A 15144-nucleotide genomic window follows, 5' to 3' on the forward strand; every position below is an offset into this window, starting at 1 on the left:
GCTATTATTAATTGTTTTAAACAGATTAATATCCTTAATTTATTATACACAATCTGTATGTTTTTGCAATTAAATCTTATACTTCTTTAAAGTCTGCATCTACTACATCATCATTTGATTGATTTTCTTGTGCTTGCTCTCCACCTTGAGCTCCTTGTTCAGCTTGAGCTTGTTGATACATTTGCTCAGAAACTTTGTGGAATTTGTTCATTACTTCATCTATTGCAGCTTTTATTTCTTCAGCTGTAGAAGCTTCTTTATCTTTTACTTCTTTTAATGAAGCAATAGCAGTTTCTATTGCAGATTTATCATCAGCATTTACCTTATCACCAAGTTCATTTAAAGTTTTTTCTGTTTGATATATAGTTGAATCAGCTTGGTTAAGAGCTTCTATTTTGTCTTTTTTAGCCTTATCAGCTTCAGCATTCATTTCAGCTTCTTTAACTTTCTTTTCTATTTCGTCTTCACTTAAATTAGTTCCTGAAGTTATAGTAACCTTTTGTTCTTTTCCAGTTCCTAAGTCTTTAGCAGTGACGTGAACTATACCGTTAGCATCTATATCAAAAGTAACTTCTATTTGAGGTATTCCTCTTGGTGCTGGTGGTATTTCAGATAATTGGAATCTACCTAAAGTAGTATTGTCGTAAGACATACTTCTTTCACCTTGAAGAACATGTATGTCAACAGCAGTTTGGTTATCTGCAGCAGTTGAGAATACTTGTGATTTTTTAGTTGGTATAGTAGTATTTCTTTCTATTATTTTTGTCATTACATTACCCATAGTTTCTATTCCTAGAGATAATGGAGTTACGTCTAATAATAATAAGTCGTTAACTTCACCAGTTAATACACCAGCTTGTATAGCAGCACCTGCAGCAACACATTCGTCTGGGTTTATACCTTTGTGAGGTTCTTTTCCTATAAATTTCTTAACAGCATCTTGAACTGCTGGTATTCTTGTAGATCCACCTACTAATAATACATCGTCTATTTCTGATACAGAAAGTCCAGCATCAGATAAAGCTCTCTTAGTTGGTTCCATAGTTTTTTCGACTAAACCATGAGTTAATTCATCAAACTTAGATCTAGATAAATCCACATTCATATGCTTTGGTCCACTTGCAGTAGCTGTTATGAATGGTAAGTTTATGTTTGTTGTCATTGTTGAAGATAATTCTTTTTTAGCTTTTTCAGCAGCTTCTTTTAATCTTTGAAGAGCCATGCCGTCTTGTCTCAAGTCAACACCTTCAGCTTTTTTGAATTCTTCAGCTAAATAATCTATTACAACTTTATCAAAGTCATCTCCACCTAATCTGTTGTTACCAGCAGTAGCTAAAACTTCAAAAGTACCATCACCTATTTCAAGTATAGATACGTCAAAAGTTCCTCCACCTAAGTCAAATACTAATATTTTCTTGTCTTGATCTAATTTGTCCATACCGTATGCAAGAGCTGCTGCAGTTGGCTCGTTTATTATTCTTTTAACTTCTAACCCTGCTATTCTACCAGCATCTTTAGTTGCTTGTCTTTGAGCATCTGTAAAGTAAGCTGGAACTGTTATAACAGCTTCTTTAACTGGTTGACCTAAGTAACTTTCAGCATCAGCTTTTAGTTTTTGAAGTGTTATAGCTGATATTTCTTGTGGTGTATATGATTTTCCTTCTATATTAACTTTGTAATCTGTACCCATATGAGTTTTTATAGATATTACTGTGTTATCAGCATTTGTTACTGCTTGTCTTTTTGCAGGCTCCCCTACTATTCTTTCTCCGTCTTTTGTAAAAGCAACTACAGATGGAGTAGTTCTCATACCTTCATTATTTGCTATTATTTGTGGTTCTCCATTTTCTAAAACAGCAACACATGAGTTTGTTGTTCCTAAATCTATTCCTATTACTTTTGACATAATTCATTTCCTCCTTAATTCTTCATCTATTTAAATTTTAATAATTTGTTATTTTAATTAACAAGAAACTTTAACCATTGTAGGTCTTATTACTTTCGTGTTTAACTTATAGCCTTTTTGTAGTACCATTACCACTTTGTTTGGTTCTACTCCTTCTACACTTTCTTGCATTACAGCTAAATGTAAATTTGGGTCAAAATCTTCATCGAGTGCTTTGATTTCTTCAACCTCAAATTTTTCTAAACAGTCTATTAACTGTTTATGTACAAGCTCAATACCTTTGTACATATCATCTTCTTTATCTGTACAAGCATCCATAGCTCTTTCCATACTGTCAATAACAGGTATTAACTCTGTAATTATTTTTTCATTGGCAAATATACCCACAGTTTGTTTTTCTTCTTGAGTTCTTCTCATATAATTAGAGTACTCAGCTTGAAGTCTTATATATTTGTCCTCTTTTTCTTCTATTTGTTTTTCAAGTTCCTCTATTGTGTCATTTATTCTTTTTTCTTCTAACTTAGAGTTTATATCTGTTACATTCTCTTCACACGTAGCTTCTTCTACATTTCCTTCAGATGTTTGCCTTACTTCCTCTTCATTAGAAGTGCAATTTTCTTGTATTTTTTCATCCTGATTCATGTTTTTTTCCAAGATCTACACCCCTCAGCTTAAAATTTATTTGATTTATTATTTAATAATATATTCATATAATTTATTATAGAATATATTCTAGAATAATCCATTCTTGTTGGTCCTATGAAACTTATACGCCCAATCAAATCTTTATCTACTTTATAGGTAGCTGTCACAACGCTACATTCTTGAGCTTGTTCACAATCATTATCGCTACCAATAATAATTGTAGCATTCTCCTTTAATATACCCTTTGATTTAACTATTTTGGCAATTGTTTCTTTTGTTCCTAACATGTCTAAAAATGACCTGGCCTTTAGAACGTCGTTAAATTCTGGATAATTAAAAATATTAGTAGCTCCATTTAAAGTCATTGAAAGCTCTTCCTCAGTAGGATTTGTATTTAACATATTAAGTAATTGGTCTATTATAGATGAATATTCGCCTATTTCATATTTTATATATGCTATTAATCTATCATCTATTTCTGTTATAGTTTTGCCAGAAAGCTTTCTAGTTAAATTATCAGAAATTAAATTCAACTTAGCTTGATCTAAATCAATTTTAGCACTTAAGCTGGATTTTTTTATATCGCCTTTTTCTGTAACTACTATTAATAAAATCTCACCTTCATGCATTCTAACCAATTGAATATGTTTAATTTCACTTAAAGTAGCCAAATGTTTTGTCATTGCAACTGTAGTATAGTTAGTAAGTTGAGATAACATCTTTGATGTTTCATGTATTAAGTCTTGAATATGATTCATGTTACCATCTACACATCTTTCAATTACCTCTTTATCACTATCACTAAGTTCTATAGTATTCATAAGAGAATTTACATATAGCTTATATCCCTTTTCTGTAGGAACTCTTCCTGCAGATGTATAAGGTTGAACTAAGTATCCTAGTTCTTCTAAGTCTGACATTTCATTTCTAATAGTTGCTGCGCTAACTCCAAGGTTATATTTTTTTGATATTGTTCTAGACCCTACAGCTTCAGCTGTTTCTATATAATCTTTAACTATTGCTTTGAGGATATTCATTTTTCTTTCATTCAATTCCATTTTCAAATACCTCCTTCGCTGTTAGCACTCACTAAATCCGAGTGCTAAAAAGATTATATATATTATATACCATGTTATTTTTTTATTGTCAATAGGTTTCAAATAATTTGTTTTCTTATTTTATAAATTCTACAAAAACACTGTTAGATATTTCTCTGCCTTTTTGGGTTAATATCATACCTTTATCACTAATTTCAATTAATTTCATTTTATTTAACTTGTTAATTTCTTTTTCATAAACTTCTTCAAAGTCAATATTATATTTTTCATAAAAATCCATAAATTTTATACCTTCATTCATTCTTAAACCTAAAAATATACTTTCCTCTACCTTATCTTTAATACTTAATTTTTCTTCCCATTCTATAGGTTTCCTACCAGTATTAATTGTATTTTCATATTTTTTTAGTTCACACAAATTATTATATCTTGTCTCATTTAAATATCCCGATGCTGATGCACCTAATCCAATGTAATTTTCACACTTCCAATATAAAATATTATGCTTACATTCAAATTCTTCTTTTGCATAATTTGATATTTCATATTGATTGTATCCATATGATTTTAAATATTTTATAGTATATTCATACATTTCAATATCCGTTTCTTCATCTAATAGTTCAAATTCTTTTCTTTCATACATCTTAAATAATTCTGTATCCTCTTCTAGTATTAAAGAATATGCAGAAATATGAGTAGGGTTTAGTTTTACAATTTTCTCTAAGGACTCTATCCAATCTTTTTTGCTTTGATTTGGAAGGGCGTACATAAGATCAATATTTATATTCTCAAATCCAACTTTTTTAGCTTGGTAGTAATTCTCTTCAAATTCTTCATATGTATGTATTCTTCCTATATATTCTAAGTGCTTGTTTTGCACCGCTTGCAGGCCAATACTTAATCTATTAACGCCACATTCTTTCATTGTTTTTAATTTATTTAAAGTTAATGTACCAGGATTACATTCCATGGTTATTTCTGCGTTATTTTTTATATTAAAATTATTTTTAATATTATCAAATAAGAACTTAATCTCATCTTGATTTAATATACTAGGTGTTCCACCTCCAATAAATATGGTATCAATTTCTTTGCCTCTTGCTTCTTCTTTATAAAATTTCATTTCTTTTTGTAATGCATTCAAATATTTTCTTTTTTCATCCAAGTTTAATTTATAGGAATTAAAATCACAATATTTACACTTTGATATACAAAAAGGAATATGTATGTATAAACCTAACATATGTTTTCTCCTTAAATAATTTTTCTAGTTACTATATTATTACCCACTCATATATTTCATTATTTTATATTTTGTTATTTATGTACACAAAAATATCCTACATGGCAGATTCTAATCTCTATCATATAGGATATATACATTTAAATTTATTTATTGCTTATAGATACTCTTCCTGGTCTTCTTATATCAGAAGCTCCAATATATTTACCATTTTCTATTCCTGCAGCTTGAACAGATCCGAAATATAATTTATCTGTAGATTTAATTATAGGATATTTAGTAGTGCTAATATCTATGATAGATTCATTGCTTTCATTATCTTCTGCTAATATTGTTCCTTTTGAATAGAAAGTAACCCTATTTTTATTTATTGATTCTTGTAAGTCTTTTTCAAAATATAACTTATCAACTAAAATAGGCGCTAAGACCTTAACTATTCTATTTCCTCCAGGAGTTCCAATAGCTAACGTAAAGTCATCACCTTTCTTAACTATAGTAGGAGACGTAAATGTTCTAGGTTTTTTTCCTGGTGCATATTTATTAATGCCACTCTTGCCAAAGTTACTCATTGTTCCATTTAGATAAAATCCATCCACTAATGTTTCTGATCCAAAGAAATGACCTAGTGTATTAGTAGATGAAACTACCATACCATTTTTATCTACGATAGAAAAATGTGTTGTACTTTCAGATTCTTCATCATCTTGATATTTTACATTTCTCATATTAATCAGTGATTTTATATTTTCTTCCGAAGTCATTGTTTTATAATCAATATTTGCAAAATCAGGGTCACCAATTTTTTTAACTCTTTCATATGTTGATAAGTCAGTAGCTGTATTAAGAGCATCTAAATAATTATTAGCATCTTTTAAATCTTTATCTTTACCAAGTTGTTCAATTATTTCCATAGTTTGAATTAAAGTTGCCCCTGAGAAAGGTGCTGGTGCAGAAACTACATTGTATCCATTAAACTCTCCAGAAACAGGTTCTACAACATCTACTTTATAGCTTTTCATATCATCGGCAGTTAAAACTGATTTTTTAGATATATTAGTTGCCATAACATCTTCATAAAAACCTTTAGCACCATTAGACTTAATATATTCTAATGTTTCTGCTAAGTCTTGCTGAACTAGATTCTCACCTTTTTTTATTAATTGTCCATTATTCACATATGCACTATTGTTCATAAGTGTTGCTGAATATACATTTATAACTTTTTCTAACTCTTCATCAACTTTAAAGCCATTTTTAGCTAGATTTATTGATGGCTGAATTAAGTCTTTAAATTCCATACTTCCGTAATCTTTAAATACTTTTTCCATACCAGCTACAAATCCAGGTACTCCAACATTACTTTTTTTAGTACTCTGAGACAAAGGCGCTATATCTTTATAATCATAGAATTTATATTCGTCAGCAGATGGATTGTATATAAGCATACCTCCGCCTCCGCCAATTCCAGATCCATAGGGTTCTACAACTCCCAAAGCATAGGCAACTGCAACTGCAGCATCTACTGCATTTCCGCCTTTTGCTAGAATTTCTTCTCCCACTTGTGTTGCCAATTCATTAGATGTACTTATACTATAAGAATATTTAGAGTTAATTTTAGATAAACTATTATTGTTTAACACATTCTTTTTAATATAGAAACCACCAACTATAGATATTATTAATATAGCTAATACTTTTAAAGTTTTCATTCTTTTCTTTTTAGTTTTCATCTTTTTATTTTTACTATACTTCTTACTCATACATAACTTCCTTTTTCATATGATTTTTTCCCCGTTAACTTAAATTTACTTATGCTCGATATTGCTAGTATCCGTAATGTATTTATGTTTAAATGGTATATATATAGTAGTTCTTATTGAGATTATTGTAAATTATTTTGTTGTGTTTCTTGCAAAGCATTTTGTTGCGTTTGTTCTACATTTTCTTTTTTAGTAATATCTGTTTTAATAATATTTTTTAATGTTAATGTATCTCCTGTCACCTCAAACTTAGACTTGTCCAAGTCTTTAATTAGAGTTGCAAATATTCTTTTTTGATAAAACTTATTAGTAGTTGGCACAGGATATCCATTTACTATCCTTACTGGAACTACTTCAAAAGTACCCTCACCTTTTTCATTAATATAGTAGTTTAACACCATACTATCTTTTGTTCTAGTCCAGCCTTGATCAAATACAAAGTTACCCATACTATAGAATATAATTCCGTCCTTATATGTTTGTATAGGTTGTAATACGTGAGGATGTGACCCTATAATCACATCTGCTCCAGCATCAATTAATGACTTGGCAATTTTCTCTTGTGCCTCACTCTGGCCGACACCGTACTCAACACCCCAGTGTAGATTAACCACTACTAAATCAGCTTTTTGAGATGCTTCATACACTAGTTTATTATAACCAGGATACATAGTTGACAATATACCTGCTTCTGTTCTGCTCGCACTGAAGTCTTTTGGTACTATATCACTTATACCTAAAGTTGCAACTTTTATGCCATTTACTTCTTGAATATCGTAAGTAGCAGCATCATCTCTATTCTTTCCAGCACCAACATGTTTTAGTCCTGCAGATTCAACAGCATCGATAGTACTTATTACTCCATCCCTGCCAAAATCACCTAAGTGATTATTAGCTAAATTAGCCATTGTAAATCCATTAGTCTTTAAAAGATTTGAAACTTTTTTTTCTGCGTATAAATGAATTTCTTTGTCACTTTTCTGAAAATCATCTGGATTATCAAGTAAAGCACTTTCTACATTTCCTGAAACATATTGTGAATCTTTCCATAAATATGATACATCTTTAAACACACTTTCATAATTATCTAATTCACTTTTAATCTTAACTGATCTTCCCAGCATCATATCTCCAACAAAAGTAAATTGAGCTAACTTATCATCCGAATAATTAAGCTTGAGTTTTTCATTATCACTATTTGCGTATACAAAAGTTGATCCAAAAACTATACTTGCAAGTAAAAATATTATTACTAATGTTTTTTTGCTTGTAATTTTAGGTTGATTTTTAATTTTTATCTGTAATCGCTCTTTAAATGTTAATTTATTTTTCATAAACTTCTCCTTACACTAAATATAAAATTTGCATTAATGCAAACACAAATCCAGTCATTAAAAGTGTAGATATTACTGTAAGTTTTATTCCTTGTTTTGAGTAAGAGTTTGCCAATAATGCTGGTACTATTACTCCTATCCCTCTAAATTCAAAAGTAGGGAATGGTGTTAATGGATATGTGAATTCAAATACTAGCTTTAAAACTATTGCTATAATTAATGTAGCTGTAAATTTTCTTTTTCCATATAGGATTACAAACTTAGGTAATACAAAGTTAACAAGCCAATATGTTATAAAAGAAACTAAAAATATTAATGCTAATGTTATAGGTGAATCAAATACTAATGCCAAATAACTGGCTGCTATTAATCCCCCTGGCGTAATTCCCGTCTTTTCAGTGAATAGCAAAGTACTGGCTACTCCTATTATTAATGCCATATAAAAATCTGTAATAAACATCTGCGTCCTGTCTCCTCCTAAAAATTACTACTTCTATATTTCTTTATATACGCTCTTATACTTATATTGTTATTTGCTTCCTCATGTTCATCTGTATGAATATATATATTACACAATTTTTGTAATAATATCTCAGCTTGTCCATGTATATTTCCGATACCATAAATGACTCTATTATGCATCATGCCATGTAATTCATCAATTACTTCATCAACTTCATAATCTGATAAATCTATATATTCTTTTATATTACTTAATCTTCCATCCTCAATTGCATTTTGTATACATTCTATTCCCTCTCCTATACCTATTAAAGTGGTATTTTTTAAATAAGGGAAACAGTCATCAACAAACTGATTAGTTCTATCTATTCTATCTTCTCTTCCATTAAAAAGAACTATCGGATTTTCTGTATTCGGTATAGTGTCCTTTATTCTATCCCATATTGCAAGTGTTGATTCAGGCTCATTAGCTGCAAAACCATTTACAAAATCACTTACATTATCCCCACATTCTATAGGGTTAATAGTAGCTGCACCTGGATCTGGATGTGCATTTAACATACCTTCAAAGGCTGTTTCTGCATCTATATCTAATATTTCTGCCACAGCTAATGCTAAAGATATATTATCCTCAAATATTGTATATTTAAACTTTTTAACAAGTCCTTCTGGTATTTTTGAGTTATCTGCAACAACAAGTTTTGTTTTTCTTTGTTTACAGATTTCTTCAAAATATTTTACATAAGGCCCATTGTCAACTACTAAATATCCATTGTATGGTATAGTCGAAGAAAATGCTAAAGCAATTTCGTCTGTTGTTGGTCCCATAACATCTAAGTGGTCTTCCAAAACATTAACTATAACTGTGATATTTGATTTAAAAATATCATTTTGATACACTGATTGATATTCAGGTCTTACTGCCATACACTCACATACTAAAGCTTCTGCACCAACTTCTCTTGCTTTATTTATAACTTGAATTTGTTCTTTAATATTCGCGCCTAAAAGATTACGCTTAATAACGTCTTCATCTTTTTTGTTCCAATATATCATTCTCGGAGAAGTTCCTGTAGTTTTACCCACAACTTTATAATCTGCGTTACACAAAACACCTGTTATTAATCTAGTCGCAGTTGACTTCCCACGTATACCATTTACATTAATTCTAAGGGGTATTTCCTTTAAATTTTCTTCATTCTTTTTCTTTTCCTTAATTCCTAAGTAAAGTAATATTGCCATATAAGCTACAATCACCAACAATTGTACTAATGTTATCTTATCAAACATACTCTCCTCCATAACTACTGTAACTTTGATTTTTTATCATATTTTTGAAATATCTTTATTAGCCTCATAAAAACAACTCAGTAGTTCCATTATTCTCTTCTAAGTTCCTAAACAGCTTAACATTGCCCAGTCTTCATATTACTATGGTGCACTCTAGCAAATAAATTTAACATTTTTAAATTTTATATTATTTATTTTTATAAAAGCAGGAAAAATACCTTCCTTGTCTTTTATATTCAGCGACTCATCTCCTCTTCTCTTTTTTAAATAATAAAATTATAATATTTTATTATTTAGTCATCTAGTAAGGTTTTTAACCTACAATTTAACGAATCTTCATTTTCAAATATACATCTATTATCTATCACCACTATATTACTATATATGATTCTTTTAGGTCAATAGAACATTTTTTCCACAATATATTACAATATATTACAATAAAAGCCAAAAAAAATTAAGATGTATTTAAAAAAATTTTGCTAAAATTATTAGTATGTCATGAAAATTTTCATTTTTAATACTATATTTAAAGCAATAAAATCAATAATTTATTATATAATGTTTACTATCAAGTACCCATTATATAATAAATTACTTCATAACACAAAGAATATCTTCAATATGTTATAATTTTCTTAAATTACAACTTACTCTCAATAAATTATATCTCTTATATTAAAAATAGTAATACTTTATAACTCTAATTCAACCGTTATAATGTTACTTTATTGTTAAATAATTTTCTATTATTCATCTAACTTAAGAACTGACATAAATGCTTTTTGTGGCACTTCTACACTACCAATTTGTCTCATACGCTTCTTACCTTCTTTTTGTTTTTCAAGAAGTTTCTTCTTACGAGATATATCTCCACCGTAACATTTAGCAAGAACATCTTTTCTAAGAGCACTTATTGTTTCTCTAGCTACTATTTTATTTCCAACAGCTGCTTGTATAGGAACAGCAAATTGATGTCTTGGTATTTCATTTTTAAGTTTTTCACACATCGCCTTGCCCCTAGAGTATGCTTTACTTTCGTGAACGATAAAGCTAAGTGCATCAACTTGTTCTTTATTTATTAATATATCTAACTTAACAAGTTGAGAAGGAACATATCCCTTCATTTCATAATCTAAAGATCCATAACCTCTAGTTCTAGATTTTAGTGCATCAAAGAAATCATATACAACTTCATTTAGAGGTAAATCATAATGAAGCATAACTCTTTTCTCATCTATATATTCCATGTGTAACATTGTTCCACGTCTTTCTTGACATAGCTCCATAACTATTCCAACAAAATCTTTTGGTGCTATGATATCAGCTTTTACTATTGGCTCTTCTATCATCCTTATTTCTGAAACCTCTGGCAAGTTTGCAGGGTTCTGGACCATAACAACTTCTCCATCATTTTTAGTGACTCTATATATAACTGAAGGAGCTGTTGTAACTAAATTCAGATTAAATTCTCTTTCTAATCTCTCTTGTATTATTTCAAGATGTAATAATCCTAAGAATCCACATCTAAAACCAAATCCTAAAGCCGCAGAAGTTTCTGCCTCAAACTCAAGAGCTGCATCATTAACTTGTAACTTTTCTAAGCAATCTCTTACGTTTTCATATTTTTCCCCTTCACCTGGATAAATACCACAATAAACCATTGGAGTTGCTTTTTTATATCCTTCTAAAGCTTCTTGTGTTTTATTATTAGCATCAGTAATAGTGTCCCCTACATGACAACTTCTTATATCCTTTATACTTGCTGCTATATATCCAACATCACCAGCAGATAAACTGTCTAGTTCCGTTGCACCTGGAGCCATAACTCCAACTTCTGTTACTTCGAATTTCTTCTTAGTATTCATCATTTCTATAGTCATACCTTTTTTGACTTCACCTTCAAATACTCTAACATAGGCTACAACACCCTTATAAGCATCATAGTATGAATCAAATATTAAAGCTTTTAATGGTTTATTTATATCTCCAGTAGGAGCTGGTACGTTTGCAACTATATCCTCTAATACATCTTGTATATTTAAACCACTTTTTGCTGATATTAATGGTGCCTCACTTGCATCAAGACCTATTATATCTTCAATTTCTTCTTTAACCTCATCTGGTCTAGCACTTGGTAGATCTATTTTATTTATTACTGGTAATATTTCTAAATCTTGATCTAGAGCTAAATATACATTAGCTAAAGTTTGCGCTTCCACACCTTGTGCTGCATCAACTACAAGTAATGCCCCCTCGCATGCTACTAAACTTCTTGATACTTCATAGTTAAAGTCCACGTGACCTGGAGTATCTATAAGATTTAAATAATATTCATTTCCATCCTTAGCCTTATATATTAACCTTACATTTTGTAGTTTGATAGTGATTCCTCTTTCTCTTTCTAAGTCCATGTTATCCAATAACTGACTTTTCATTTCTCTATCACTTACTAAACCTGTATACTGTATTAATCTATCAGCTAAGGTAGACTTACCATGATCTATATGAGCAATTATACTGAAATTTCTAGTTCTATTTTGTTTGTCCACCGTTATTCCTCCTTAATAAGTTCTTATCATAGATTTTATTTTATAATATATCTGCTTTTATGTAAATAAGTAGTATATAACAAAAAAATAAGACTTGTTTTTTAAGTCTTATTTTTTCTATTATTTTGGTTCATTTTTGAAATTTGTATTCTTTAATATTATATATAGATTAAATATTATAGTCTAAAATATATTCATTATATACTTTATAATATTATTTTTACTATCATTATCTAATACTTCATTAATTCTATAATCTACCAGTAATATGCTCGCCGTAGTAATTGCTAGCATCATAAGCATAAATACAACTCTACAAATTGTTTTATATTTTTTTTTAGAACATTTTTCTTTTTTAGATTTTTCTAAACGACTCATAATTTATACACCGATTATTTCATATTGGAATAATACTCATCAAGTATTTCTGCCAAATATTTACATGTAGCTTGAGCTTCTTTTGTACTTGTTGCATTATTACCTATTTCTATTAATAATCCATTGTCTGCCATATATTGATTAAATCTACCGTATTGTTTTGTAACTACTGGACAAACTAATCCTGGATATTTATTTTCAGCCAAAGCAGTAATCTCTTCTGCTTGTCTCTTTAATTCTCCCACATTTTGATTTCTTTGACCAACTACTAAGAAAAACTTCGCAACAGTTTCTCCATTTATTTTAGTTGTATACTTATCATGTACTGCTTTTTTAGCCTGTGCAGTACTTACACTTTGCCCGTCCCTATGTAAATCTATACTTACCTTTATAGAATTATACTTAGATAATATAGACTTCATTGTCTTGGCACTAGTTGCATAAGCATCATTATAAGATAAATCATTATATCTAGTAGTATGAACTACACCCCATCCCTTTTCTGATAACGATGTAGATAAAATACTTCCTACAGACATAACCGAATGTTCTATATCTGTTGAGTGATAGTTATTCTTTGGCGAATCAGAATAAGTTTCACTACTATGAGTATGATAGATAAGCATTTGTGGCTTGTCCTTTGTTACTCTTATATCATTAGTGTAACTTGAATCAATAATATTACTAGTTTCTTTCGCTTCTTTTTCCTCTTTTGATTCTGGCTTGTTTTCCTCGCCAACATAAACATTAACATATTCTTTGTCATTTTTACTATTTGTATTACTTTTTATATTATCTGTAGATTTCGAGTTCTCATCAGAATCTTTATTATCCTTATCTTCTTTGTCTATCACTTTTACTTCAGGATAAGATGACTTCACCAAATATTTTAATATATCTTCTTTATCTAATGCTTGAGAAATAGTAGGCAAAATACAAACTATTAAAAATCCAATTTTTATAGCTTTTATTTTATTTTTAATCATTAAAATTCCTCCTTATTACGAGGTTCTTCCTGGATGAAGAGACCTATTTAATCCTTCACTAATTATTATTGATAGATTTTCTATAGTTTCATCTATATCCTTAGGAGTAACAATTAAGTTTTTGTCATAAGGATCTAGAGAGTCTTTAATTAGTTGATACTTTTCTTCTTCCTGTAGTTTTTGAAGCATTTTATAAAATACTTCCCCTTCATCAGATTGTTCCATTAAATTATTAACTGCCATGTCTAGTACATCACTAGTTAAAGTAGCCGCATCAACTACCGTTGGTACACCTATAGCTACAACATCTACTCCCAAGTATTCTTTATTCAGAGCCTTTCTTTTGTTACCTACTCCTCCACCTGGAGATATACCTGCTGTAGATATTTGTATTGTAGAATTTACTCTGTCCATTTTTCTTGAGGCAAGCGCATCTATGGCAACTACTCTATCTGGTTTAATAATATCTACTATTGCTTTAACAGTTTCGCTAGTTTCTATTCCAGTTATGCCCATAACTCCTGGACTCAGTGCAGCAACTTCTGCAAAATCGTCATCATAATCCTTATTGTAGTTTTTAAATATATGACGTGTTACAAGAGTTTTCGATACTGATTTTGGTCCTAATGCATCAGATGTTATATTCCAGTTGCCAAGTCCAATTACTAAAGTTTTCTTGTGTTCCTCTGAACCAAAAATATCTCTAAGTTCCTTAGCTAAATAATTTATTATTTGTTCTCTTGATTCATCGTCATCATATTTCATCAATTTACTTTCTAATGTTACGTACGTTCCAATTCCTTTATTCATTATTTGAGAACCTTGCTCATTCAATACTTCTACTTTTGTAACTACACAGTCATCAAGTTGTTTGTTTGTTGTTTTAACTCCTGGTATTTCACTACTATTACTGCTTTCTTCTATTATTTCTCTTGCTTCTAGAGCTAGGTCGGTTCTAATTTTTATCATAGTTTCCTCCAGTATTCAATAAAATGATATTATTGATTATTGACAGGTGCTAACATTTTAAACATTATTTATCATTTTTTATTACTTTTATGAATAAATAAATCTATTATTGTGAAATATTTTTATATGTGATAAAGTAAGTCATGCACGAAAAAAACAGTTAACAAATTATATTTAACTAATAAATATTAACTCTTGATTTTTATATTTATTTCTGTTAAAATCTAATATGTTGACGATGAGAATAATTATATTTACGAGGAGGTGTTTTTCGTGGCAAACATAAAATCAGCTAAAAAGAGAATAAAAGTTATCGATAAGAAAACTGCTTTAAACAAAGCTAGAAAATCTCAGTTAAAAACTGCTATAAGAAGATTCGATGAAGCTGTTACTGCAGGTAACGTTGAAGAAGCTACAGCTAGATTCCAATACGCTCAAAAGAGAATATATCAAGTAGCATCAAAAGGAACTATACACAAAAACGCTGCAGCTAGAAAAGTTGCTAAATTAGCTCAAAAATTAAACGCAATGAACGCATAGTAACAGTTTAATTTTTAT

The 15144-nt window shown here is 29.6% G+C and carries 13 protein-coding genes; 1 reads left to right on the forward strand and 12 read right to left on the reverse strand.

The window, feature by feature from the left end; genetic code table 11:
- Positions 1-76: 76 nt before the first annotated feature.
- From dnaK to gpr, 12 genes are all read right to left on the reverse strand, one after another.
- Positions 77-1906 carry a molecular chaperone DnaK gene (gene dnaK / locus K0040_RS03040; protein WP_228107490.1) on the reverse strand — a complete coding sequence of 610 codons (1830 nt, stop codon included), beginning with the start codon at positions 1904-1906 and terminating at the stop codon, positions 77-79.
- A 57-nt stretch (positions 1907-1963) separates the two neighbouring features.
- Positions 1964-2560, reverse strand: coding sequence for a nucleotide exchange factor GrpE (gene grpE / locus K0040_RS03045; RefSeq protein WP_228107491.1), 597 nt, complete (start codon positions 2558-2560; stop codon positions 1964-1966).
- A gap of 17 nt (positions 2561-2577) precedes the next feature.
- On the reverse strand, positions 2578-3609 hold the full coding sequence (gene hrcA / locus K0040_RS03050) for a heat-inducible transcriptional repressor HrcA (RefSeq protein WP_228107492.1): 1032 nt from the start codon (positions 3607-3609) through the stop codon (positions 2578-2580).
- A gap of 115 nt (positions 3610-3724) precedes the next feature.
- The gene (gene hemW / locus K0040_RS03055; protein WP_228107493.1) at positions 3725-4855 is read right to left on the reverse strand and encodes a radical SAM family heme chaperone HemW; all 1131 of its coding nucleotides are present in this window, start codon (positions 4853-4855) and stop codon (positions 3725-3727) included.
- 146 nt (positions 4856-5001) lie between these two features.
- The gene (locus K0040_RS03060) at positions 5002-6615 is read right to left on the reverse strand and encodes a gamma-glutamyltransferase (protein ID WP_228107494.1); all 1614 of its coding nucleotides are present in this window, start codon (positions 6613-6615) and stop codon (positions 5002-5004) included.
- A gap of 122 nt (positions 6616-6737) precedes the next feature.
- Positions 6738-7949 carry a CapA family protein gene (locus K0040_RS03065; protein ID WP_228107495.1) on the reverse strand — a complete coding sequence of 404 codons (1212 nt, stop codon included), beginning with the start codon at positions 7947-7949 and terminating at the stop codon, positions 6738-6740.
- Positions 7950-7959: 10 nt separating this feature from the next.
- A complete protein-coding gene (gene pgsC, locus K0040_RS03070) occupies positions 7960-8388 on the reverse strand; it encodes a poly-gamma-glutamate biosynthesis protein PgsC (RefSeq protein WP_272491576.1) in 429 nt (142 codons plus the stop codon).
- Positions 8389-8426: 38 nt separating this feature from the next.
- Positions 8427-9701 (reverse strand): poly-gamma-glutamate synthase PgsB, encoded by a 1275-nt coding sequence (gene pgsB / locus K0040_RS03075; protein WP_228107497.1) that lies wholly within the window; start codon positions 9699-9701, stop codon positions 8427-8429.
- Between the two features lie 749 nt (positions 9702-10450).
- Positions 10451-12253: a translation elongation factor 4 gene (lepA, locus tag K0040_RS03080; RefSeq protein WP_228107498.1), complete on the reverse strand. Its 1803-nt coding sequence runs from the start codon at positions 12251-12253 to the stop codon at positions 10451-10453.
- A gap of 183 nt (positions 12254-12436) precedes the next feature.
- Positions 12437-12631, reverse strand: a complete 195-nt coding sequence (locus K0040_RS03085) for a hypothetical protein (RefSeq protein ID WP_228107499.1) — start codon at positions 12629-12631, stop codon at positions 12437-12439.
- Between the two features lie 14 nt (positions 12632-12645).
- Complete coding sequence (gene spoIIP, locus K0040_RS03090) at positions 12646-13617, reverse strand: stage II sporulation protein P (RefSeq protein ID WP_228107500.1); 972 nt, start codon at positions 13615-13617, stop codon at positions 12646-12648.
- A gap of 15 nt (positions 13618-13632) precedes the next feature.
- Positions 13633-14586 carry a GPR endopeptidase gene (gene gpr, locus K0040_RS03095; protein ID WP_228107501.1) on the reverse strand — a complete coding sequence of 318 codons (954 nt, stop codon included), beginning with the start codon at positions 14584-14586 and terminating at the stop codon, positions 13633-13635.
- 273 nt (positions 14587-14859) lie between these two features.
- Between gpr and rpsT the strand changes: the two genes are divergently transcribed.
- A complete protein-coding gene (rpsT, locus tag K0040_RS03100; protein WP_018591488.1) occupies positions 14860-15126 on the forward strand; it encodes a 30S ribosomal protein S20 in 267 nt (88 codons plus the stop codon).
- Positions 15127-15144 lie beyond the last annotated feature (18 nt).

Source organism: Terrisporobacter petrolearius (assembly GCF_020748185.1).
Lineage (GTDB): Bacteria > Bacillota > Clostridia > Peptostreptococcales > Peptostreptococcaceae > Terrisporobacter > Terrisporobacter petrolearius.

Excerpts from the sequence above, each read along its gene's own strand:
- dnaK (WP_228107490.1), bottom strand. The coding sequence starts at position 1,906 with ATGTCAAAAGTAATAGGAATAGATTTAGGAACAACAAACTCATGTGTT.
- hrcA (WP_228107492.1), bottom strand. The coding sequence starts at position 3,609 with ATGGAATTGAATGAAAGAAAAATGAATATCCTCAAAGCAATAGTTAAA.
- hemW (WP_228107493.1), bottom strand. The coding sequence starts at position 4,855 with ATGTTAGGTTTATACATACATATTCCTTTTTGTATATCAAAGTGTAAA.
- K0040_RS03060 (WP_228107494.1), bottom strand. The coding sequence starts at position 6,615 with ATGAGTAAGAAGTATAGTAAAAATAAAAAGATGAAAACTAAAAAGAAA.
- K0040_RS03065 (WP_228107495.1), bottom strand. The coding sequence starts at position 7,949 with ATGAAAAATAAATTAACATTTAAAGAGCGATTACAGATAAAAATTAAA.
- pgsC (WP_272491576.1), bottom strand. The coding sequence starts at position 8,388 with ATGGCATTAATAATAGGAGTAGCCAGTACTTTGCTATTCACTGAAAAG.
- pgsB (WP_228107497.1), bottom strand. The coding sequence starts at position 9,701 with ATGTTTGATAAGATAACATTAGTACAATTGTTGGTGATTGTAGCTTAT.
- K0040_RS03085 (WP_228107499.1), bottom strand. The coding sequence starts at position 12,631 with ATGAGTCGTTTAGAAAAATCTAAAAAAGAAAAATGTTCTAAAAAAAAA.
- spoIIP (WP_228107500.1), bottom strand. The coding sequence starts at position 13,617 with ATGATTAAAAATAAAATAAAAGCTATAAAAATTGGATTTTTAATAGTT.
- gpr (WP_228107501.1), bottom strand. The coding sequence starts at position 14,586 with ATGATAAAAATTAGAACCGACCTAGCTCTAGAAGCAAGAGAAATAATA.